Annotated in this window: 19 protein-coding genes and 1 tRNA gene; all 20 read left to right on the top strand. The window is 35.2% G+C overall.

Annotation, left to right across the window (positions count from 1 at the left end):
- Nucleotides 1-81: 81 nt before the first annotated feature.
- The 20 genes from KF896_12255 to KF896_12160 all read left to right on the top strand — a co-directional run bounded on the left by KF896_12255 (nt 82) and on the right by KF896_12160 (nt 23,289).
- The gene (locus KF896_12255) at nt 82-942 is read left to right on the top strand and encodes a hypothetical protein (GenBank protein ID MBX3044482.1); all 861 of its coding nucleotides are present in this window, start codon (nt 82-84) and stop codon (nt 940-942) included.
- Nucleotides 943-1,021: 79 nt separating this feature from the next.
- The gene (locus KF896_12250) at nt 1,022-1,192 is read left to right on the top strand and encodes a hypothetical protein (GenBank protein ID MBX3044481.1); all 171 of its coding nucleotides are present in this window, start codon (nt 1,022-1,024) and stop codon (nt 1,190-1,192) included.
- 12 nt (nt 1,193-1,204) lie between these two features.
- On the top strand, nt 1,205-1,444 hold the full coding sequence (gene rpmE, locus KF896_12245; GenBank protein MBX3044480.1) for a 50S ribosomal protein L31: 240 nt from the start codon (nt 1,205-1,207) through the stop codon (nt 1,442-1,444).
- 17 nt (nt 1,445-1,461) lie between these two features.
- Entirely contained in the window at nt 1,462-1,710 is a 249-nt protein-coding gene (gene rpsR, locus KF896_12240; protein ID MBX3044479.1) for a 30S ribosomal protein S18, read from the top strand.
- 134 nt (nt 1,711-1,844) lie between these two features.
- Nucleotides 1,845-2,939, top strand: coding sequence for an efflux RND transporter periplasmic adaptor subunit (locus tag KF896_12235; GenBank protein ID MBX3044478.1), 1,095 nt, complete (start codon nt 1,845-1,847; stop codon nt 2,937-2,939).
- Complete coding sequence (locus tag KF896_12230) at nt 2,939-6,055, top strand: efflux RND transporter permease subunit (protein MBX3044477.1); 3,117 nt, start codon at nt 2,939-2,941, stop codon at nt 6,053-6,055. The genes KF896_12235 and KF896_12230 overlap by 1 nt, the downstream gene beginning before the upstream one ends.
- On the top strand, nt 6,052-7,359 hold the full coding sequence (locus tag KF896_12225) for a TolC family protein (protein ID MBX3044476.1): 1,308 nt from the start codon (nt 6,052-6,054) through the stop codon (nt 7,357-7,359). The genes KF896_12230 and KF896_12225 overlap by 4 nt, the downstream gene beginning before the upstream one ends.
- Nucleotides 7,360-7,396: 37 nt before the next feature.
- Nucleotides 7,397-7,470 (top strand) — tRNA-Lys (locus KF896_12220).
- Between the two features lie 206 nt (nt 7,471-7,676).
- The gene (locus KF896_12215) at nt 7,677-9,044 is read left to right on the top strand and encodes a UDP-N-acetylmuramate--L-alanine ligase (protein MBX3044475.1); all 1,368 of its coding nucleotides are present in this window, start codon (nt 7,677-7,679) and stop codon (nt 9,042-9,044) included.
- 166 nt (nt 9,045-9,210) lie between these two features.
- A complete protein-coding gene (locus tag KF896_12210; GenBank protein MBX3044474.1) occupies nt 9,211-11,184 on the top strand; it encodes a peptidylprolyl isomerase in 1,974 nt (657 codons plus the stop codon).
- Nucleotides 11,185-11,188: 4 nt separating this feature from the next.
- The gene (locus KF896_12205; protein ID MBX3044473.1) at nt 11,189-12,484 is read left to right on the top strand and encodes a peptidylprolyl isomerase; all 1,296 of its coding nucleotides are present in this window, start codon (nt 11,189-11,191) and stop codon (nt 12,482-12,484) included.
- A 28-nt stretch (nt 12,485-12,512) separates the two neighbouring features.
- On the top strand, nt 12,513-13,403 hold the full coding sequence (locus KF896_12200) for a zinc ABC transporter substrate-binding protein (GenBank protein ID MBX3044472.1): 891 nt from the start codon (nt 12,513-12,515) through the stop codon (nt 13,401-13,403).
- Nucleotides 13,404-14,156 carry a metal ABC transporter ATP-binding protein gene (locus tag KF896_12195; GenBank protein MBX3044471.1) on the top strand — a complete coding sequence of 251 codons (753 nt, stop codon included), beginning with the start codon at nt 13,404-13,406 and terminating at the stop codon, nt 14,154-14,156.
- Nucleotides 14,149-14,955: a metal ABC transporter permease gene (locus KF896_12190; protein MBX3044470.1), complete on the top strand. Its 807-nt coding sequence runs from the start codon at nt 14,149-14,151 to the stop codon at nt 14,953-14,955. Before KF896_12195 ends, KF896_12190 begins: the two co-directional genes overlap by 8 nt.
- Nucleotides 14,956-15,037: 82 nt before the next feature.
- The gene (locus tag KF896_12185) at nt 15,038-17,449 is read left to right on the top strand and encodes a LysM peptidoglycan-binding domain-containing protein (protein MBX3044469.1); all 2,412 of its coding nucleotides are present in this window, start codon (nt 15,038-15,040) and stop codon (nt 17,447-17,449) included.
- Nucleotides 17,450-17,524: 75 nt separating this feature from the next.
- Nucleotides 17,525-18,556 carry a class 1 fructose-bisphosphatase gene (gene fbp, locus KF896_12180; protein MBX3044468.1) on the top strand — a complete coding sequence of 344 codons (1,032 nt, stop codon included), beginning with the start codon at nt 17,525-17,527 and terminating at the stop codon, nt 18,554-18,556.
- Between the two features lie 113 nt (nt 18,557-18,669).
- Nucleotides 18,670-19,260, top strand: coding sequence for a DUF374 domain-containing protein (locus tag KF896_12175; GenBank protein ID MBX3044467.1), 591 nt, complete (start codon nt 18,670-18,672; stop codon nt 19,258-19,260).
- Nucleotides 19,253-20,308 carry a tetraacyldisaccharide 4'-kinase gene (gene lpxK, locus KF896_12170; GenBank protein MBX3044466.1) on the top strand — a complete coding sequence of 352 codons (1,056 nt, stop codon included), beginning with the start codon at nt 19,253-19,255 and terminating at the stop codon, nt 20,306-20,308. The genes KF896_12175 and lpxK overlap by 8 nt, the downstream gene beginning before the upstream one ends.
- Nucleotides 20,298-21,134: a hypothetical protein gene (locus KF896_12165; GenBank protein ID MBX3044465.1), complete on the top strand. Its 837-nt coding sequence runs from the start codon at nt 20,298-20,300 to the stop codon at nt 21,132-21,134. The genes lpxK and KF896_12165 overlap by 11 nt, the downstream gene beginning before the upstream one ends.
- A 94-nt stretch (nt 21,135-21,228) precedes the next feature.
- Entirely contained in the window at nt 21,229-23,289 is a 2,061-nt protein-coding gene (locus KF896_12160; GenBank protein MBX3044464.1) for a hypothetical protein, read from the top strand.
- Nucleotides 23,290-23,291: the final 2 nt, after the last annotated feature.

Below are 23,291 nucleotides of genomic sequence, written 5' to 3'. Positions count from 1 at the left end.
TCTGATTTTTTATCAAGTTAATTATAAGCGTTATGCCGTTAATTTAATCGGTTGATAACAAATTATTATACGGAGTTTGATATGGCAAAGAAAACTACAGCAACTTCCAATAAAGGTGAAGTTGAGAAAAATGAAAGTAAATCAAAGGCTAAAGTAATTGAAACAAAAGCCAAAGAAACAAAAACTACTGTAAAGACTGCAACTAAAGTTGCTGTAAAGCCTGCAGAAAAGTCCAGGACTACTGCTAAAAAAACACCTGTGCCCAAAGCTGAAGTTGCAGAAAATAAGACTGTATCAAAATCCAAACCTGAAGCAGTAAAAACAAAATCAGTATCTCAACCTGTTACAAAAAAGGAAACAACTTCCAAATCTGATGAAGCTAAAAAGAAAATAGCTAAGAAAGATACTGCAAAGAAAGAAGAGCCAAAAGTTGAATCTCCTATAGCAGAAATCAAAGAAGCAACTCCAAAAAAGACTAAAACTCCCGATCCTGTAAAAACCGAATTAACTGAACCTCCAAAATTTGATGTGAGATATTCAGATGAGGACCTCGAAATGTTCGCCGGAGTAATAAATGAAGCTAAATCAGAAGCACTGGATGAGCTAAGAATGCTTAAAGAGCGTTTGGAAGATTTAACAAGTTTCGATTCTGCTGAAGAAAGTATGATTTATTCTATGCATATGGCAGAACAAGGCTCTGAAGCTCAGGAAAAAGAAAAAACTTACGCACAAATTCAAAGAATTAGCGAGCACATCAAAAAGCTCGAAGATGCTATGGAAAGAATCAGAAACAAATCTTATGGCATTTGCAGAGTTTGCGGTTGTCTGATTGCAAAAGAAAGATTGCTTGCTGTGCCTGTTACAACTCTTTCTGCTTCTTATAAAATACACTCAAAATGTCCTGAAGATGGTCTTGATAAAATTGAACCGTTTAGAGGATAAGAAAAATTTTGGTATATTCGAAAAAAAATGTTATTTTTGAAGTTCGTAAAATTGTAATAATTAATATATTTGGTGCAACATGGCAAAAGCGCAATCTTTTGGTGACAAATTAAAGAAGAAAAAAGCGGAATCAAAACCGGTTGTCAAAGTGATTAAAGGTTTCAAAGGAAGCGACGGTTCAATTCGCTTCGTAGAGCAATTTATGAAGGTTGACGATATTAATGAAGTAGATAAAATTGATATTAAATAGGTAAAATTAAGAATGAAAAAAGGTATTCATCCATTCTATCAGACTGTCGAGGTCATAATGACCGACGGCTCAACATTCCAGACCCGTTCCTGCTATAAGAACGAAAAAATGGTATTGGAAATTGACTCAAAGTCTCATCCGTTCTTTACCGGAAAACAAGTATTGGTTGATACGGCTGGCCGTGTTGACAGATTTAACAAACGTTTTGCTAAAGCTCAGGAAATGATGAGCAAAAAAAAGGAGACTAATTAATGAACGCTATTCATCCTATGCAAACCGGCAATACTTTTAAACCAAATAAAAAGACCGGAAAGAAAAAACAAAATCCGCTCAAAGATCAACGTGTAGTTGATTATCTTGATGCGAAATATTTATCAAGATTTACAAACGACCAAGGAAAAATTCTTCCACGAAGAATTACAGGTGTTTCTGCTTTTCAGCAGAGATTGGTTGCTCAGGCAGTCAAATATGCTCGACATTTGGCTTTAATGCCGTTTGTTGCTCAGGACGTAAATTAATATAAACTCCAAATATATTATAGTAATTAAGCAGTTTCCAAAAGAAACTGCTTTTTTTTTTTTTGAAAATACTAAAATAATTCAATCATAAATCGTCTAAATTCATTTACAGTTCATAATTATTTTTTCAATACATGAATAAGAATTTAGCAAAAAAGATTTTTCTTTGGTCATTAGTTTTCATAGCCATTTTAGCTTTGGTATTGCCAAAATTTCTGAGTAAACAATCTGATGATATTCCCACTTTAGAATCAAAAGCAAATAACACTAAAAGTGAAATAACTGTCAATGCAATTGTTGCCGAGTTTTCAAATGTCAGCAAAACAGTATTTGCTATCGGAACATTACTCGGTGATGAAGAAATTGAATTAAAATCCGAAATTTCAGGTAGAATTACAAAATTAAATCTTGTTGAGGGTGCCAGAGTCAGAAAAGGTGATTTACTTATCAAGCTTAATGATAACGATTTGCAAGCTCAACTGAAAAAAGCGGAAGAAAGGTTGAAATATTTGCAATTAACAGAATCCAGACAAAAATTGCTTTTTGAGAAGCAAGGCATAAGCCGTCAGGATTATGATTTAGCCCTGAGTGAGTTGACTTCGCAAAAAGCAGAAATTGACTATATTAAAGCAATGATTGAACGTACTGAAATTCGAGCTCCCTTTGATGGTGTCGCCGGTTTGAAATATGTCAGTGAAGGAGCTTATATAACCCCTTCTAGTACAATCGTTTCTCTACAAAAAATTGATTTTCTTAAAATTGATTTTTCTGTACCTCAAAAGTATTACAATTACGTAAGTAAAGGTAGTTTACTCAAATTTCGGGTACCACCGGATACGACAAAGTATCATGTTAGTGTGCTAGCGACGGAGCCCAAAATTGATGAACTTACCAGAACTTTTAAAATCAGAGGCAGATTCAGTAATTTGAACAAAAATTTACTTCCCGGTTCTTATGCGGAAGTAGATATCATCACAGACGACAGGCCAAATACAATCATGATTCCAAGCATAGCATTGATTCCTGATTTGAAGTCCGAATATGTATTTGTATTTAAAAATGGAGTTGTTGATAAACGTGATGTCCGAACCGGAACAAGAAATCCCGAACAAATTGAGATTACCGGTGGATTAAATCAGGGCGATACCATCATTACATCAGGTATAATGCAAATTAAACCTGGCGATACAGTTAGAGTAAGTATTAATAATTATAGCAGTTTCAATTAATGAGTTTATCATCTCTAAGTATACGAAGACCTATTCTTGCAACTGTGATGTCAATAACGATTATACTTTTTGGTATAATTGGATATACATATTTGGGAGTGAGAGAATATCCGAGTGTTGACCCTGCAGTTATAACAGTTTCCACAACATATATTGGTGCAAATGCTGATGTAATTGAAACACAAATTACTGAGCCTCTTGAGGGCTCAATTAATGGTATCGCCGGTATTCGCTCCATTAAGTCAGTCAGCCGTGACGGACGTAGTACAATTACAGTTGAATTCAATATAGAAGTTGATTTGGAAAATGCTGCGAATGATGTCAGAGATAAAGTATCCAGAGCTCAAAGAAGTTTGCCTCCTGATTGTGATCCGCCTGTTGTATCAAAAGCAGACGCCGATTCAGGACCAATTCTTGCAGTAAACTTAAGAAGCAGTTCCAGAAATCTGCTTGAATTGACAGAAATAGCACAGAATGTATTCAAAGAGAGAATGCAGACCATTGATGGAGTAAGCGAAGTAAATATCTGGGGTTCAAAAAGATATTCGATGAGAATGTGGATGGACCCGAAAAAGCTCGCTATTTACGGTTTAACCCCACTTGACATAAAAAATGCACTTAATCGTGAAAATATTGAGCTACCTTCCGGATTGATTGAAGGCAGAAATACAGAACTTACCGTCAGAACGCTTGGCAGACTTTATACTGTAGATGATTTCAACAACCTGATTATCAAGGATAACGGATACAGTGTTGTAAGGTTTAAGGATGTAGGATATTCGGAATTATTCCCCGAAAATGAGAGAACTCTTCTCAAGCGAGACGGTGAAGCAATGGTTAATGTGGTAGTTGTACCACAACCGGGTGCTAATTACATAAATATTGTTGATGAATGTTATAAACGAATTGATATAATTTCTAGAGATTTACCTGATGATGTCGAAACTTTGCTTGGTTTTGATCAAACAGAATTTATCAGAGAATCAATTGCTGAGGTAAAGCAAACGATTTTTATCGCTTTTTTTCTTGTGATACTCATAATATTTCTGTTTCTGAGAGATTGGCGGACGACATTGATACCAATTATAGTTATTCCGATTGCACTTATTGGTTCATTTTTCATTATGTATATATTTAATTTTTCTATAAATGTTCTTACAATGCTTGGTTTGGTATTAGCAATCGGCTTGGTTGTTGATGACGCTATAGTGGTTCTTGAGAATATATACAAAAAAATTGAACTTGGGATGAAGCCTGTTGAAGCTGGTGTAGCAGGAGCAGCTGAAATATTTTTTGCCGTAATTGCAACTACAATAGCGCTCGTTGCAGTGTTTTTACCAATTATGTTTTTAGAAGGTCTGACAGGAAGATTATTCAGAGAATTTGGTGTTGTCATAGCAGGAGCTGTAATAATATCTTCGTTTGTAGCTTTAACTCTAACACCAATGCTTTCAACAAAATTACTTCGCAGACGCGAAAAACAAAGTAAAATCTATGAAATTTCGGAACCATTCTTTGTTGGATTAACTGATTTATACAGAAGTTCGCTAGATTGGTTTATGACTAAACGCTGGTTGGCTTTCGTTGTAATATTAGCTTCAGGTGGTATGATATACTTCATAGGTGCAGGGCTTCAAAGTGAATTGGCACCAATGGAAGACAGAAGCGAAATGCGTATTGTTGTTAACGGGGCAGAGGGAAGCACTTATGAATTTATGGGAAATTATATCAATAAATTATATCGTGAAATTGATGATAATCTGCCTGAAAAAGAATCAATAATTACAATCACAAGTCCCGGATTTGGTGCATCAAGCTCTGTAAATAGCGGATTTATAAGAATAAAACTTATAAAACCGGAGCAGCGTCAGCAGTCACAGGCACAAATTGCTGATAGAATATCCAAAATAGCTAAGAAAAATAATGATGCCAGAGCATTCGTGATTCAGGAGCAATCTATTGGCACAAGAAGAGGCGGGCTTCCGGTTCAGTTTGTTATCCAAGCTCAAAATATTGAAAAACTTAAGGAGTTTTTGCCGAAATTTATTGAGGCATCCGAGAAAGACCCAACATTCGAATTAGTGGATGTTAACTTGAAGTTCAGCAAACCTGAAATAGTTATCGAAATAAATCGAAATAAATCAAGAGATTTGGGTGTTTCAACCCAAGATATTGCACTAACATTGCAAGCTGCATTTTCTGGTCAAAGATTTGATTATTTTGTTATGAATGGAAAACAGTATCAGGTTATTGGACAATTGCTAAGAGAAAGCCGCTCTATGCCCGTTGATCTAACATCACTTTATGTAAAAAATTCCCGTGGAGATTTGATTCAGCTTGACAATTTAATAACTATCAAGGAAAGGAGCTCTCCACCACAATTATTTAGATTTAATCGCTTTTCCTCTGCGACTGTTTCTGCGAGTTTAGCGTCCGGAAAAACTATCGGTGATGGTATTCTTGCAATGGAGAAGATTTCTAAAGAGATACTTGATGATACTTTCCTTACGGCTTTAGATGGTCCCTCAAAGGACTTTATGGAAAGTTCATCTACCCTTATTTATACTTTTATTCTGGCGTTAATATTAATATATTTGGTACTTTCGGCTCAGTTCGAGAGCTTCAGAGACCCGTTTATAATTATGTTTACTGTGCCTCTTGCTATATCAGGTGCTGTAATAAGTCTGGTATATTGGGGCGAAACTTTAAATATTTTCAGTCAGATAGGTATGATTATGCTCATTGGCTTGGTTACCAAAAATGGAATTTTGATAGTAGAGTTTGCAAACCAACAAAAAGCAAAAGGGCTTGGCGTGGTGGACGCTGTAAAACAGGCAGCTGTACTAAGACTCAGGCCAATATTAATGACTTCACTTTCAACTATTCTCGGGACTCTTCCAATTGCACTTGCGGTCGGAGCAGGTTCTGGAAGCAGAAGGTCAATGGGTATTGCCGTAATTGGTGGATTGATATTTTCAACGATTTTAACACTTTATGTAATTCCTGCGGTTTATTCATATTTTTCTGATAAATCAAAATCAGTGTCAAACATGGATTTAGATAGTTCATCAGAGTCAATTGATTCTAAAGCGGTAAACTCAGAGGTGTTAACATGAAAATAGTATTTTTTTTGATATTTTTATTTACTTCATTAACATTAAAAGTATTCACTCAGGATAATACACTTACTCTACAGGATGCTGTCAAAATTGCACTTGAGAATAATTATTCAATAAAAATTGCTGAAAGTTCTGCAAAAATTGATGAAAATAATCTAACAATGGGTAATGCCGGTTTTCTGCCGTTTTTAGATGCAACCGGCAGGTTAAATCGTGCCAGCCAGGATGTTGAACAGGAATTTTTAGATGGTAGAAGAATCGAAAGGGACGGGGCGAAATCTAATGCTTATGAAGGCAGTCTAAGTCTGAACTGGACTATATTTGACGGTTTCAGAATGTTTGTAAACTATGACAGACTCACCGATTTGAAAGATATCGGACAATTAAGACTTAAATCTCAAGTTGAGATGACTCTTCGTGATGTAATAAATGGATTTTACAATATTCTTCGACAGCAAAAGGCTCTTGAAGTTGCTAGCGAAAACCTGAAAATTTCCCGTAGTCGTTATCAATTCACTAATGACAGATTTGAGGTTGGTACAGCATCAAGGATAGAGCTACTTCAGGCTGGTGTTGATCTGAATTCTGATATTTCCGACTCATTAGACCAGCAAATTTCTTATGATAATATGAAAATTGACTTCAACAGATTGCTTAACTTAGAGCTGGATAATGATTTTACTGTCGCAGGCGATATTGAAATTGATTCCGAATATTCAAAAAATGTACTGGAAATGATTGATAATAATATTGATGTCAAAATTTCAAATAAAATTGTCGAAATTAATAAGTATGATATTGAAGCTTTAAGGTCAGAATTTTATCCGAGAATAGCATTTTACAGCAATTTCAATTACAGCAGGCAGGAGTCTGAAGCCGGCTTTGTAGTAAGCAATACATCTCGCGGCTTAAATTACGGGCTTAACCTGTCTGTAAACATATTTGACGGACTTAATACTTCCAGACAAGTTGAAAATGCTCAGGTCAGTGTTGAAATTTCAGAATATATGCTTCGTGAATTGAGACTTGCTGTTAAAAGTGCAGTAAGCACATCTCTGAACGGCTTTATAAAATTCAAGGAATTAAGCAGATTCGAAAGCCAGAATGTGGAGGCTGCAAGAGAAAATATGGTGCTTGCTGAGGAAAGTTTAAATTTAGGTTTGATGTCTGCTCTTGAGTTCAGAGAGACACAACGCAGACTTGCAAATGCTAAGTTGCGACTGATTACATCAGTTTATAATGCTAAAATAAACGAAACCGAGCTTCTAAGACTAACCGGAAGTTTAGTAAAAGAACATTAAAATTTTGCTATATGCCGAAAATTTAGTATTTTTGTGTGCTTCCTTAGCTCAGTTGGCCAGAGCAAATGACTCTTAATCATTGGGTCGGGGGTTCGAATCCCCCAGGGAGCACACTTAGAGATATTTGAGGGAGTTGTCTCATAATTAAGTATTTTACGTTACACTTAGCTAAGAATAAGTCAAGACGTTAATAAAATGTTTTTTTATCACATTTCAACAACTCTCAATGTGACTTTCTTAATTATGATACAACATCTTTTTTGCTAGAAAAATAATATATATCCATAATTCAGATTGTTTTATAGAACGGAAAAAATATGTTTAAAAGTGTCAAGAGAATTCATTTTGTAGGAATTGGCGGTATTGGAATGAGTGCAATAGCTGAAATTCTTATTAATCAAGGCTTTGAAGTTAGTGGCTCTGATCTTTATCCATCTCAAAACACAGACTATCTTGAGAATATAGGCGCTAAAATTGTTTTCGGACATAATAAAGATAATATTTCTGATTCACAGGTTGTAGTTTATTCGAGTGCTGTCAACCCGCAGGATAATCCGGAGACAATGGAAGCTCTTGAACGCGGAATTCCTATTGTCAGACGAGCAGAAATGCTTGCAGAAGTTTCACGTCTGAATTACTGTCTGGCGGTGGCGGGAACTCACGGCAAAACCACAACTACATCTATGATTGGACTGATTTTTATCAAAGCCGGCTATGACCCGACAGTGATTGTCGGAGGAAGACTTGCTGATTTCGGTGGTACTAATGCAAGATTAGGTCAGGGCAATTGGACTGTTGTCGAAGCCGATGAATATGACCGTTCTTTTTTGCAACTTTTACCCACTATATCAATAATTAACAATATCGAGCCCGAACATCTTGACATATACCGTGATTTTGACGACATCAAAGATACATTTACTGAATTTGCTAATAAAGCACCATTTTATGGTTTGGTTGCCGTTGGAATTGATGATGTCGGCTCAAGAGAAATTTTGGGCAGAATAAATAAACAGATTACAACTTTTGGAATTGATGATTCTGCTGATTATACTGCAAAAAATATTATTACCGACAGCCGTATAATTGTTGCCGACATATATGAAAAAGGCATTTTACTCGGAAAAATGGAGATTAATATTCCCGGATTGCATAATTTGAAAAATGCACTTGGTGCTATTTCTGTCGCAAGAAACCTGGGAATTCCTTTTGATAAAATTACTGAAGCATTGCATGAATTTAAAGGAGTTTATCGCAGATTTGATATCAAAGGTGAATTTGACGGTGTTATTGTCGTTGATGATTACGCTCATCATCCTACTGAAATAAAAGCCACACTTTCAGCTGCTCGAAACGGATGGACAGAACGTCGTATTGTAGCCGCCTTTCAGCCACATACATTCACAAGAACAAGAGCAATGTGGAAGGAATTTGCAGAATCTTTTGATGATGCCGATGTTGTGATTGTAAGTGAAATTTATCCTGCAAGAGAGAAGCCGATATACGGCATTACAGGAAAAATGATCTATGACTATATGCTTAAAAATGCTGACCGAGAAGTATATTACATTCCAACATTGGAAGGAATTGATGATTTTAATCAGGAATTTCTGAAAGCAGGAGATTTGTTTATTACAATAGGTGCCGGTAATATTTGCAACTGTGCTGAGAAGTTTTTGGTTTAACATTTCTTTGGTTTATTCGTCAATATGCATTGAAAAGAAAATATCTTTAAATATTTATTGTCATTATATAATTATTAAATCAATTTTGTATTATTAAGGAAATATTTGTAAAATGAAGTACACTGTCATACTTTTAACGTTGTTTTTACTTTTATGCAGTTTAAATTTGAATGCTCAAAAAGCAACGAAATCAACCGATCCTGTAATAGCGGAAATTGGAAAAACAAAAATAACTGCTTCAGAACTTGAAAATGCTTTCAAAAAAAATATGAGCAGGACAACCGATAACCTTTTCAAAATGTCAAAAGACAGTATTCTTGATTTTATTAATCTTTACACTAATTTCAAACTAAAAGTAATTGATGCTGTACAAAGAGGTATGCTCAAAGACAGTTCGGTAATAAGTGAAATTAAGCAGAACAGGCGAATTTTGTCTGAATCTTTTTATTACGACAAAATGTTAACTGAAAAAAATGTAGATAAATTCCTAAAGATGCGGGAAAAAGAATATCAAGTTGCTATCATATTAGCAGCAATTAAGCAAACAGTTGACGTAATTGATACTACTGAAGCCTACAGAAAAATTACTACTGCACTCGAAAGAATAAAAAATGGTGCTGATTTTGCTGATGTTGCACGAGCTACATCAGATGATTATGAAACAGGCAAATTCGGTGGTTTAATATCAAATTATGTTACTTCAGGCAAAGTTCAAAGACCTATCGAAGATGCAATTTACAGTACAAAACCAGGCGATATTTATCCTGAAGTTATTAAAACAAGTTATGGATACTTCCTGCTTAAAGTTCTCGATGAATCAGAAAGACTTTTGGTAAAAGGAAGACATATTCTTGTTGGTGTTGATGAAAACAGAGACAGTACAACTGCATATCATAAAGCAGATAGTCTCCTTAAACTAATCAAATCAGGTGCAGATTTTTCAAAGTTAGCCAAAGAGAATTCTGATGACCTGACAACTGCTGTAAATGGTGGTGATATGGGTGGTTATTATTCCCGCTCAACAGGTATGCAGGAAAGTGCATATCCGCTTGTAACTGAATTTGAAAGTGTTTTATACGGTTTAAAGGATGGACAGATTTCAGGGGTTGTATATACTAATTACGGCGCTCATATAATCAGACGTGATTCAACAAAACTTCCTGATTTCAATGCTGAAAAGGATGAACTCAGACGCCTTTACAAAAGACTTTATTTCAAAGAAGACCAGACAAAGCTTCTGGACTCGCTACGAAATCTATATAAATTCAAATTATACGATGATGTTCTGTACCAGTTTGCTTCTTTCCTCGATACAAATGGTACTAATTTAGCCGATAATTGGGATTCTGAAGTTCCTGAAAGAATTAAAAACAATGTAATTTATGAAGTTTTAGGTAAAAATGTAAAAGTATCAAAGCTTATTGAATTATTGAAAGAAGACCAGAAATTAAGAGGTGCAAACCTTAATCCTTCAGGTTTAGTAGCAGCAATATACTCCATAGTTGAATCGGTTGTTTTTGATGAAGCTACTAAAAATCTTGAAAAGGATTACGTTGAATTTGACCATTTAATGAAAGAATTCAGTGACGGAATATTGCTTTTCAAGGTTGAAGCTCAGGAAGTTTGGGATAAAATGAAGTTTGATACGGTTCTGGCTAAAACATATTATGATTCTACTAAGAGCAGATATTTGACTCAGGATGCCTATGATGTTTCGGAAATTTATTTCCTTGATAAAAAAACAGCTGATTCAGTATATAAAAGAATAATTGCAGGTGAAAATTTTGATGATGTTGCCAACAAAGAAACACAGAGATCAGGCTACAGAGACAAAAAAGGTCATTGGGGATTTGTTAATGTCAAAACAAACTCCCTTGCAAGACATGCTCATGATATGAACGCTAAAGCCGGTCAAGTCCTCGAACCTGTTTTAAATGAGCCCGGTTATTCAATTATTCTGGTAAATGCTCATCAGCCACCAAGACCAAAGACCTTTGAGGAAGCTATACCTGATTTTTCTGCTCAATATCAGGAAATTTTACAAAGTAAACTGCTTAATCAATGGCTTAATTCAGTCAGAAAAAAAAATCCTGTTAAAATAAATGAAGCAGAGTTAAACAAGTTATTAAGTGAGAAATAATTAAATGAAACGTTTTTTTGCGTTAATAATAATGATATTTTCTGCCGTAATTTTTGCTTTTTCTCAGACTGTACCGCGTGAAGGAGCCAGTCTTGATAAAATAGCTGCTATTGTCGGGGATGAAATAATTATGCAGTCAGATATTGACGGGCAGCTATATTTCATGTCCCAGTATGATAAGTCAATAGATGTGAATGATAAAAATGCGAAAAAGAAAATCCTCGAAAGTATGATTGATAATCTGCTTATGGTTAATCGTGCCAAGCTGGATTCAATAGAAGTATCAGCTGAAGAAGTCAATCAAAGGATGGAACTTCATCTTCAATCCGAAGTCCAGAGATTTGGTTCAGAGAAAAGAGTTGAGCAGGTTTACGGTATGTCAATGCCTAGAATTAAAAATGACATCAAGGAAAAGATTAAGCAAAATTTACTTGTTCAAAATCTTGTGCAAATAAAATTTGCTGATATTAAAGTTTCTCAGAAAGAAGTAGAAGAATTCTATGATGAAAAACAAGACTCTCTTCCTGTAGTTCCTCTTGCAATCGAACTTCATCATATTGTCAAGAAAGTAAAGGCAAGTTCGGACCAAAAGAAAATTGCTTATGATTTGGCAGTAAAAGTTAGGGACTCAATTCTTAGTGGTGGCAGTTTCTCGGATTTTGCAAAAAATTACAGTTCCGATCCGGGCACTGTAAATTCAGGTGGTGAGCTTGGATGGTTTGATAAAGGTAAACTTTTTCCTGAATTTGAAAAAGCTGCTTTCAGCCTTTCTACCGGAGAGCTTTCTATGCCTGTCGAAACTCCGTTTGGATTTCATATAATTCAAACTTTAGAAAAAAGGTCAGACGCTATTAACACGCGTCATATACTTTTTAAAGTAGGACAATCAGACACAGATGTTGATGATGCAATTGATAAATTGAAAGAAATCAAGCAAAAAGTATTGAATGGAGAATCTTTCGAATCTCTTGCAAAGCAATTTTCCGATGACAAAGAAACTCGCGGATTTGGGGGTTTGATAGGCAAACTTCCCATCAGTGAATTACCGGAACCTGTAAAAGTATTGGTTGATTCATTGAAGGAAGGTGGGGTAAGTGACCCTCTGCCATATAAAAATGACCCTACAGAACCCTCTTATCATATTGTTTATATAAAACGTTTCATTAACGAGCATAAAGTAAATCTTAAAGATGACTACCGTGAAGTAGAACTATTGGCGATTGAATATAAAAAAAGAAGATTATACTCCGAGTGGGTTGATAAATTAAGACAAGAACTATATTGGGAAATCAAAGATTAGTTTTTTGAAAAGTTGAATTTGAATTATTATGAAATATATATTGTTATTTTTATTATTGTATCTGGTTTCATGTTCAAGTGATTCCAATGATGAAAAACCTCTTTTTTTAGCTTCATCATACCCGGTTTATTCTATATTGTGTGAGATAGCAGGCGATGCTATTGTTGTTGATTATATTGTCCCCACCGGTGCATCCCCTCATACTTATTTGCCCAGACCAAGTGATATAAAATATGCCTCAAAAGCGCTCGGTTTATTTTATATTGCCCCGAATTTCGATGGTTGGATTACTAAAGTCCCCTCTAAGAAGAAAATAAAAATAATTGATATGGTTTCTCTTGATAACATTATTTTCTTCAGTTGCAATCATGATCACTCACAAGATGGCTCTGAGCATAATCATCACGATCATGAGATTGACCCCCATTTTTGGCTTGATCCTCTGACAGTCTTGCAAATGATTGAACCACTTACAAGAGCGATGGCAGAACTCTACCCGGAAGGTAAGGAAGAATTTATAAAAAATTCTGAAATATTTTCTAAAAATCTTTTGAAAATTGATAAAAATCTGACCGAAATACTTGAACCTGTTAGGGATATGGATGTTTTTCTTCATCATCCGTCTTTTAATTATATGCTTGAAAGATATGGATTATGGTATGGTGGTGCTATTGAGGAAAGTCCCGGTAAAGAGCCTTCTCCAAAATTCATTGCCGAACTAGTAAGAAAAATTAAGGAAAGTGGTGTCAAAGCAATATTTTCTGAGCCTCAGCTTAATGGAAAAAATGTAAAAATAATAGCAAATGAAGCAGCTGTAGAGATTTACGAACTAAATCCTGAAGGCAACTCTGAAAGTATGAGAACCTATGAAGATATATTGATAATGAATGCAAAAATTTTGAGAAAGGCTTTGCAATAAATGGAAATTGCTTTAAAAATTAGCAATCTTAATGTAATTTTCGATAAAAATATAATACTGCACAATATTAATTTCGAAGTACCGGTGGGTGCTTATGTTGCTATCGTTGGACCTAATGGCTCAGGTAAAACAACTCTGCTTAAAACAATTTTAGGACTGAATTCAAAATTTAACGGCAATATCAACATCCTTTCAAATTCCGGCAGTAATTCCGGCAGAATTGCCTATGTCCCTCAGATTAAAACACTTGACCGCTCTTTTCCGGCTATTGCATCAGATCTTGTACTTAGCGGACTTAATAAAAGCTGGGTTGGCAGATTTAGTAAACATGACAAAAACAGAGCCCATGAAATTCTTGAAAAATTATCAGCTTCTGATTTGGCTTTTAAGCAACTTAGCACACTTTCAGGTGGAGAGCTTCAAAGAGTATATCTTGCAAGATGTCTGATTACCAATCCGGCAATACTTCTGCTTGATGAACCGGCAACCGGAATTGATTTGGTCTGTGAAAAAAGCGTTAATCACATAATCAACGACTATAATAAAAATCATAATACAACAATTATGATGGTTACTCACGATTGGTCAGCGGCTTATCATCATACCAATTTTACTTTGCTGCTTAACAAAGAGCAGATTTTTTTTGGTTCTTCATCTGATGCATTCAGTGACAGCAATCTCCAAAAGACATTTTCACACTTGGGGCACGACCACGGAATAAAGTTTGGCTTGAAGGAAAATCAAAATGCTTGAGATGTTTGAATATCCATTTCTTCAGAGAGCACTGCTTGCCGGCATTTTGATTGGCTTTTCAGCAAGTTATTTCAGCGTTTTTGTTGTTCAAAGACGAATCAGTTATATTGGTTCCGGGCTTGCTCACGCAGCTTTTGGTGGTGTAGCTCTTGGACTTTTACTTGGCATAGAGCCTTTACTTACTGCAATACCATTTACACTTTTTATTGCACTTCTGACAGTCTATTTGAAAGAGCACTCCAAGATTTCAACTGATTCAATAATCGGCATTTTATACTCAGTATCAGTGGCTTTCGGTATAATTTTTCTGGCTCTGAAAGATGACTACACAGCCGATGCTTATACTTACTTATTTGGCTCGATACTTACAGTAAGTTCATCAGATATCTGGATATCCGGAGGTCTGGCACTTCTAAGTTTAATAACACTCAAGCTTTACTGGGGAAGATGGGCTTATGCAACATTTGACCGTGAGCTTGCAAAATCGGATAAATTGCCGGTTCTTGCTGATGATTATACTTTGATGCTAATGACTGCACTTACGGTTGTGCTTGCAATCAAAATAGTGGGAATAATACTTATTACTGCATATATTGTAATTCCCGGTTCATTTGCCAGATTAGTTTCAAACCGATTTATGACAATGACAGTTGTATCCATCTCAATGGGTATAATTTCATCAATAGCAGGATTGATTTTATCCTATCATTTGGATTTACCAAGCGGAGCTGTGATAATTGTTTTACAAGCTTTACTTTTTGTAATTGCATTATTTTATAATAAAATTATGAATAAATAAATAATTTTTCGAATATACTTGGTAAATTTACTAAAAACTATTATATTGTATTTACTTAATGTGCCAAAATGCAGGTAACTTAATGAGAGGAAGAAATAAAGTTCTAAATATGGTGATATATTCAATTTTAGCAACATTCATGTTGTTTGAATTTGCTATCGAATTATCAGCACAAGCGAGGAGTGGTTACCCCGTTGCAGCTCCACGTTCCAGAATGCAATTGGAACAGGAAAAAGCAGATAAACAGAAAGTGATTTTCCCTGATGAGTATTCTGATTTGGACGACACTGCTTTGCCTGGAAATCGCTTTAAGAGCGAAGATTTTAAAAACAGCATAGAATTGGCGCGTCAAAAATATTATCAAGCTTTAATATTAATCCAAAAACGTGATACTTCAAGAGCAGCAAGATATTTTGATCAGGCTTTGGAAAAATTAAATGAATTATCAGGTACTCCCGGTATTGAAGAGAGCAAAGATTTTACAGATTTGGCTCAGTCAATAATTGATGATTATGAAAACTACGTCAAAAGTATAGAATTTCTTGATGAAAATTCACCCATATTTATAATTAGAGAACTGCTTTTTAAAGAAATTGATTACATTGAACCAATTGATTTAGTGGCACATGATGCAAATAACAAAGACCAAAAACCAAATAAATCCATCAGCTTCCCTAAACTGCCCAAAGCTCCTGATTCACTAATCATACCTTTGGATGATGATATAACTGTTGATCGTAGTATTCAATGGCTGACCCGTGGGCAGGGAAAGAAAATTTTCAGTCGCTGGCTTGAAAGAAGTTCAAAGTGGTTTCCTATGATGAAACGAATAGCTGAAGAAGAGAATATGCCAATGGAAATCATCTACCTCTCAATGATTGAAAGCGGGCTGAATCCTACTATAATCTCAAAAGCTAAAGCGCTTGGTTTATGGCAGTTTATGAGAGCAACAGGTGAAGCATACGGTTTGAATAAAAATGGGTCTGTTTTTGTTGATGAAAGGCGAGAACCGGAAAAAGCAACACGTGCTGCTATGAGACATCTTCGTGATTTGTATAATGAATTTGGTGACTGGTATCTTGCTATGGCAGCTTATAATTGTGGTGCAGGTTGTGTAGCACGAGCAATCAGACGTACGAATAAACAAAATCCAAACTACTGGGAAGTAAGAGACAATCTCCCCCGTGAAACAAGAGGGTATGTGCCGCAATATATCGCCGCTGCAAGGCTTGCAATTGATCCGGTCTCTTATGGATTCGAAATTGATTCTTTGGAATTTATAGACGAATATGTTTATGAAACCGTAGCATTAGACTCTGCTGTGAATTTATCCGCACTTGCTAAGGCTGCAGGTATATCACTCGACAGTTTGAAAATGTTCAATACTGAATTAATCAAAGATTGTACACCTCCGGATGTTATACCTTATAATTTGAAATTACCTGTTGGTACAAAAAATAATTTCATTGCAAATTATTCGCTTTTAACTGATGAAGAAAAAATGCCCTTTGTCAATCACACTGTTCAAAACAAGGAAACTTTAAGCTCAATTGCCAAACATTATAATGTGAGCATCAATGATATAGTGACTGTCAACAAACTTAAAGGTACAAAAGCTAAAGTTTCTAAAGGTACAAATCTTATTATTCCTGTAAGTGGTAATACATTAGTAAACTTAGCAAAAATTGAAGCAGAACAGTCTGTTGAAAAAAGCCAGTCAAATTTACTTGTAATCAAAAATGAAAGTGTCAAGCATAAAGTTCAAAAAGGTGAAACGCTTTTCAGTATTGCCAAAAAATTTGAAATGGAAGTATCTGAGCTTCGCAGATTAAATGATATTAAGCCTGAAGAAGAAAGCATAAATGCAGGTGAAGAACTTTGGGTTAAGCCTGTTCCGGCTGATGTTGCAACAAACGGAAATAACAATTCGCCGGGAATTACAAAATTTACTAAAAAAGTAACATCTACACAACATAAGGTAAAACGTGGTGAAACTTTAGCTCAAATTGCTGATGATTATGGAGTTACAATCGAGAGTATTAAGCAGAGTAATAATATTTCAAATACTAACAGCATTAAAGTAGGGCAGACTATTAATATTCAATCTACTTCAATTGTGAGTGATGATGGCGGAGATAAGGGCTCAAATAAGGTAGTTCATAATGTAAAATCAGGTGAAAATCTTTCAACTATTGCAGCAAAATATAGCGTTACCGAAGATGAACTTCGCAACTGGAATCCACAAGCTATTAAGGGTAATACTGTCTATGCAAATACTAAATTGACAATTTATACTGCAATTGAAAGCAAGGGAAGCACCGGTGCTAAGGCAAGTAGCGTTAAGAATGCTCCCAAACATTACAAAATCCGACGGGGTGACACACTTGGTAAAATAGCCGGAAAATTTGGAGTTTCTGTTAATTCAATTAAAAATTTGAATAAAAATTTAGACGAAAATAAGTTACAAATAGGAAAAACAATTAGAATACAATAACTAATCGGAAAATAGAAATTATAATAATAGATTATATTAATCAATCCTGATTAAATTGAGGACTTTATGCCCATAATGCAGCCTAAAAAACTAACAACTATTTCGCATCATATCGATGCTGAACAAAATTTACATCCGGAAGCAACCGGAGATTTTACATCAATCCTTAATGACCTTACTCTGGCGCTGAGAATAATCTCAAGAGATGTTCGCAGGGCTGGTCTTAATGACGTACTTGGTCTTACGCGCGATACTAATGTACATGGAGAACAAGTAAGAAAGCTTGATACTTATTCAAATGAAGTCATTAAGCGTGCAATGCAAAATAGCGGACATATTTGCATTATGGCTTCTGAGGAAGACGATGATATTATTTTAACAAGCCCCGGTGGTGGAAAAGCTAAGTACGTACTAGTTTTTGATCCACTTGACGGCTCCTCGAATATTGATGTCAACGTTACTATTGGAACAATTTTCGGATTATACAAAAGAGTTGATCCTATCTCTGATGAACCCGGAACCGTTGAAGATGTTATTCAAGCAGGTTATAAACTTGAAGCGGCAGGGTATTCACTTTATGGTAGCAGCACAATGCTTGTTTACACAACAGGTCACGGTGTACATTCTTTTACTTATGATCCTACCCTTGGTGAATTTTTGCTGACCAATGAAAATATCCGTTTGCCAAAAAGGGGTAAATATTATAGTGCGAACGAGGGCTATTTCTATCGCTGGTCTGAAAATATGAAACAATATATTGAATATATCAAAACTCCAAGCTCCGATAAATCAAGACCATATTCACTAAGATATATTGGTACTGCTGTTGCCGATATTCACCGAACTCTGCTGACCGGAGGTATTTACCTTTATCCTGCAGACAGTTCAATGCCAAATGGTAAATTGCGTATTGTATATGAGGCAAATGCTTTAGCTATGATTATAGAGCAAGCCGGTGGCAGAGCTACTGATGGAGAAAGAAGAATTTTGGATATCAAGCCTGATAGTATTCATCAAAGAGTACCATTTATTGCCGGAAGTAAAGATGATGTAATTGAATGCGAATCCTTCCTCAAAGGAGAACACCCCTTACAAAAGATTTTTTAATTTGATTGATTAAAATTTTAAGGCTGTTTTATTAGTAATTTATAAAACAGCCATTTTTTATAGATATTGAAACTATTGTGAAGTTGTCCACGAAATATAAATTTGCAATTTTTATGCTGAATTTGTTATCAAATACCTGGAGAATCAAAGTTCAGGGATATGATGAAAATATCAGCAAAGGGATTGTAGTATTCTGGCATGGATTAATGCTACCGGCGTGGAAATATTTTACTAAATATAATCCCACGGCAGTTGTAAGTTTAAGCAAGGATGGGGAAATATTATCAGGATTGCTTTCAAAATGGGGATTTAGTCTTATACGAGGTTCGTCGTCAAGAAAAGGAAAAGAAGTACTTGATGAAATAATTAATTCATGTAATCATTCGTTAGTACTTATGACACCTGACGGACCACAGGGACCTCGGTTTGAGATGAAAGCAGGTGCCGTTGTCGCTGCTTCAAGAGCTCAAGTGCCAATCTATTTATGTGGGATAGATATTAAGTCTAAGCATATTTTTGAAAAATCGTGGGATAAGTTTGAACTACCGCTGCCATTTTCTGAAATTCTTTTAACAATCTCAAAACCTGAAATTATAGAAAAAAGTGATGATAAAGACTTAATTTCTTTAAAAATTTCAGAATTACAATCAAATCTGTTACTTTTACATTCTAACAATTTAACAAAAGATAAAAAGTATGATTAAGAAGCTATTATCAAAAGTTTTTGGTTTTGTAGTTGATAAACGCAACAGTTCTTTTGATAAAAAAGAGGACATTATTAAATGCAAGGTTCCGGTAATAAGTGTCGGCAATCTCTCGGTGGGTGGTACCGGAAAAACACCATTTGTTCAAATGCTGACAAAATATTTTATTAATAAAGGTTACATGACCGGAATCGTTGGTAGAGGTTACAAAAGGCAAAGCAAAGGTGAAGTAATAGTAAGTGATGGCAGAAAAGTTCTCGTGGATGCTGCAATAGGAGGTGATGAAATGGTTCTGCTTGCAGATTCACTTAAAGTTCCTGTAATTGCTCATGATTCTAAATCTCATGCGGCATTATCTATGCAGAATAAATTTGACGTGGATTTAATTATTGTAGATGATGGTTTCCAGCACCGTAATCTGCATCGCGAACTTGATATTGTGCTGATTGATAAAGAAACCCATGATAATCCCGAACTTATGCCTGATGGCAGACTTCGTGAGCCGGTTGAATCACTAAAGCGTGCAGATGTTGTATGCTTAACAGGAAGCTTCGAACTAAGTGAAAAATTTAAAAAAAATATTGCTGATGACGCCATTATTATAAGAGTTAAACCAGTCAAAGCAAATCCGTACTATCTTGAGGATAAATCTCAAATCAAAATTAGACACACAAAGAAAAATCCGCTTGATTGTATTGCCTTTGCAGGTATAGCAAAACCGGACAGATTTTTTAGTATGGTCGACGATTTAGGATTTAAGGCTTTAAATAACCACGCTTTTGATGACCACCATCAATATACCTTAAAAGACATTAATCTACTGATTAACCTGTGCAAAAAATCTGGTTGCAACCATCTTGCTACTACGGAAAAAGATGCAGCCAAGCTGATGCTTTTCATTGATAAGTTAACAGATGAAAATATTAAGTGTGTTGTATTTCCAATTGCTCTCACCATTACAGATGGCAAGATTGATTTCTTTAAATTATTAGGCAGAAGAATTAATAAATTTATTAACAAAAACAGGTATAAAGAAAATGAAAACTAATATCAAATCAATTATATCAATATTTTTACCTGCTTTATTGCTTGTAATTTTATTTTCAGCTTGTGGCGATAAAACCGAGCCTCAATCTCAAGAGGAATTTTTACCGGACAGCAAAATGTTATTATTCTCAGGCTATGTTTGGGAGAAGAAAGAAACAAAAAATATTGCTGACAGCAGATATTTTTGTTTGACTAAAAATGAAAATGTGTCAATGGATGATACAGGCAATTTGATTTTAAGGCTAAAGAGACATGAAAATACCTGGTATGGTGGTGAAATAACTATTGATACTTCGCTTGGCTACGGCGAATATTCTTTTTCGGTCAGGATGAGGTCAGGTGGTTTAGATGCAAATGCAGCACTTGCTTTTACAATCTTGAATGTTACTGATGACTTTTACGAAGGAATGACCCAAACCGGGGTTAGATTTTCGAAGTATTTTGAAAATCGTGCTCCAAATGAATTGGAATATTTTCTATATGCTACAGATAAAAAATTTGCTGAGGTTCAGACTCCTGACAAACCATTTTTGCTTTCTGAAGTTGAATCACATCACAAAGTAGGTATTTACCCGAATTATATTTATTATTCATCCAAATCAAGCGGTGGATTTTATAATGAATTCAAAGCTCTTAAGAAATCCGGCGATTTTCATATTCAGGAAATGGATGATGCTTTGACTTTTTCTGAGCCATCAGATAATCTGAAAGTAATTATCAGCTTATGTCTTCCTGAAGCAAATGAGCCAAAAAATTTAAAAGATATAGAAGTAATTATTAGTAAATTCAAATACTCGCCTCATGTATCGGATTTAACAAAAAGATAGTCCAGTCAAGCGACAAACTTTGACTTTTTAATATGAAAATCAAATTTTTATAAGAGATTTTCTTCTATACTATTTTAAGTAGTGAAATTGGAATATGTTTAGTCTAAGATTCATAATATTTTTACTTTTAGTAATTTTGTCAGTATCCTGCATTCAGGAGAATCCTGATTTAGTCAATCCTCCGGACAGGACAGCCTCAATACGCTTTCGCTTTCTAAATCTTGGTCTTGATAAAGAATCAAAAGTATTTGAAATTACTGATGGTAAACGCACTCAGGCAATTAATTGGTTGAATCTCAGTTCTGCTGATAATCCTCCTGCCGATACAGGCATGGTAAGGGTCCTTAATAACAATAATCTTGAGTTTGAACAAAGTCTGATGGTTAGATTTTTGAGGAACACCAATTATACTTATGTCGGCTTAAGTTCAAGTGTTTGTGATGACAGGACTAATTGCCGGATAGATACTTTAATTGCCCTCAGAACAACAGCTGCTATACCGGAAAATAATTTTGAATCACTGGTAAAATTTATGAATGCTTATCCTGATACTAATGTAAGATTTAGTATCAGACTTGGTTGTCCGAGCGGTGCTATGCTATTTCCACCAACCGACTATAAGCAATATTCTATCAGCCCGATTACTGTCCGCTCAGGAGAATTTAATTTTTCTGTTATTAAGACAGTTTTTAATGGCGGAATACCGGAAAATATTTATTTAGACCTTTTTACAGCTGATTTAGAACCGAGAGGTCAGTATGTCATTATCACTCATGAAGATTCTAATGGTGATGTTCAGGTAAGTATAATTGATGAAAATGACTTAACCGAAAATGCAATGAAACCTGCTCAAGTAGTACCTATGAGGACTACCGAAATCAGAACTGTAAATATGTCTTCTGCGTCCCTCTCAATTCAGCTAAGAGATGACAGCTTCATTGACCAGAATTTAAACGGTATGCTAATCGGTAATTATCAAACTGTTGAAGCTTGCAAATCATCTGCACTTGATTCAATTGACATTTTTTCATCCGGCAATTTAAAATCTTCAATATTTTCATCTTTAGAAGTATTGAGCAAATATTCAATTGTTGTTTTTGATTCCGCTGATGTCAAAGCTGGTGGCTCTCTACTTGTTGAACCATTGAAATTAAATTTGGATGTTGCGGGTAGAGCTGTTATTAGAATTATTAATACTGTTGAAGATTTTGACGGTTTGAATGTTTCAGTCGGTGCAAGACTCGAATCAGACCTTAGTTTACACCCAAATGGTTACAGCTCAGGAATCTCGCTTGCAAGACGCCTTGAATTTGCTAAAATATCATCTCCTGTTGTAGTTGCTCCCGGACCTGCACCATTGAGCGTTTTTACAGCATCTGAGCCTGCGAGAATGCTAATGGCTATGAATACTTTTTTTGAAGCTGATAACTCATACTTAATTATTGTCAGCAATGATGATATGAATAATTTGAAACTGTCCATTATTAATGATTCTGATGAGAACAAACCTGTCCAATATCTCGAAGAAGGAATATTTTTCCAGCTTGTAAATGCTGTCTCGGATAATTCAACAGCAAAAATCAGTATTACTTCACAGGCTACCGGTGTCAATATTTTGAATGATGCTTTGCTACACCCTACAAGCTCGCTTGCAACTGTTATTGATAAAGAATTACAAAATATTGTAATAAATGGTCAGAGTTTTGAAGTATCTGCTAACATAACTCAAAGAGTGCTTATGGTAATTGGTGGAACCGAAAATAACTTGAATGTAATTCATAACCGCTTTCAGCCATTAACGGAAAACCAAAGAAACATTTTCAGAGTTCGGTTTGTAAATATGACTACCGACCTTCCCTTAGCTATGATAAAGCGCTCAAACAGTGATGAGGAATTTATTCAGGGACTTGTTCAGTATGAGTTTTCTCCATATAATCCTCCTGAAACACGTGAGCAGAAACCTACATTCTTTTTCTACGAAGGAACCGAAATTCCTGAATATGTAGCACGATTCAGCGATGTAACTTTATCCTTAGGAAAAAGTTACTGCATAATTTTGCATGGTAATTCTGACCGAAAGTGTAACAAATACTATTACGCTACACAAAGAGTCGAACCAAATTGCTACTCCATAATATTTCAGCAGGAGTTTTAATT

Source organism: Ignavibacteriota bacterium (assembly GCA_019637995.1).
GTDB lineage: Bacteria > Bacteroidota > Ignavibacteria > Kapaibacteriales > UBA2268 > JANJTB01.
The sequence above is the reverse complement of the archived record's forward strand: the minus strand, read 5'-3'. Positions and strand labels throughout refer to the sequence as shown.

Coding starts and splice junctions, on each gene's coding strand:
- KF896_12175 (MBX3044467.1), top strand. CDS start 18,670: ATGCTGAATTTGTTATCAAATACCTGGAGAATCAAAGTTCAGGGATAT.
- KF896_12195 (MBX3044471.1), top strand. CDS start 13,404: ATGGAAATTGCTTTAAAAATTAGCAATCTTAATGTAATTTTCGATAAA.
- KF896_12225 (MBX3044476.1), top strand. CDS start 6,052: ATGAAAATAGTATTTTTTTTGATATTTTTATTTACTTCATTAACATTA.
- rpsR (MBX3044479.1), top strand. CDS start 1,462: ATGCAAACCGGCAATACTTTTAAACCAAATAAAAAGACCGGAAAGAAA.
- fbp (MBX3044468.1), top strand. CDS start 17,525: ATGCAGCCTAAAAAACTAACAACTATTTCGCATCATATCGATGCTGAA.
- KF896_12185 (MBX3044469.1), top strand. CDS start 15,038: ATGAGAGGAAGAAATAAAGTTCTAAATATGGTGATATATTCAATTTTA.
- lpxK (MBX3044466.1), top strand. CDS start 19,253: ATGATTAAGAAGCTATTATCAAAAGTTTTTGGTTTTGTAGTTGATAAA.
- KF896_12230 (MBX3044477.1), top strand. CDS start 2,939: ATGAGTTTATCATCTCTAAGTATACGAAGACCTATTCTTGCAACTGTG.
- KF896_12205 (MBX3044473.1), top strand. CDS start 11,189: ATGAAACGTTTTTTTGCGTTAATAATAATGATATTTTCTGCCGTAATT.
- KF896_12235 (MBX3044478.1), top strand. CDS start 1,845: ATGAATAAGAATTTAGCAAAAAAGATTTTTCTTTGGTCATTAGTTTTC.
- KF896_12250 (MBX3044481.1), top strand. CDS start 1,022: ATGGCAAAAGCGCAATCTTTTGGTGACAAATTAAAGAAGAAAAAAGCG.
- KF896_12255 (MBX3044482.1), top strand. CDS start 82: ATGGCAAAGAAAACTACAGCAACTTCCAATAAAGGTGAAGTTGAGAAA.
- KF896_12165 (MBX3044465.1), top strand. CDS start 20,298: ATGAAAACTAATATCAAATCAATTATATCAATATTTTTACCTGCTTTA.
- KF896_12200 (MBX3044472.1), top strand. CDS start 12,513: ATGAAATATATATTGTTATTTTTATTATTGTATCTGGTTTCATGTTCA.
- rpmE (MBX3044480.1), top strand. CDS start 1,205: ATGAAAAAAGGTATTCATCCATTCTATCAGACTGTCGAGGTCATAATG.
- KF896_12215 (MBX3044475.1), top strand. CDS start 7,677: ATGTTTAAAAGTGTCAAGAGAATTCATTTTGTAGGAATTGGCGGTATT.
- KF896_12190 (MBX3044470.1), top strand. CDS start 14,149: ATGCTTGAGATGTTTGAATATCCATTTCTTCAGAGAGCACTGCTTGCC.
- KF896_12160 (MBX3044464.1), top strand. CDS start 21,229: ATGTTTAGTCTAAGATTCATAATATTTTTACTTTTAGTAATTTTGTCA.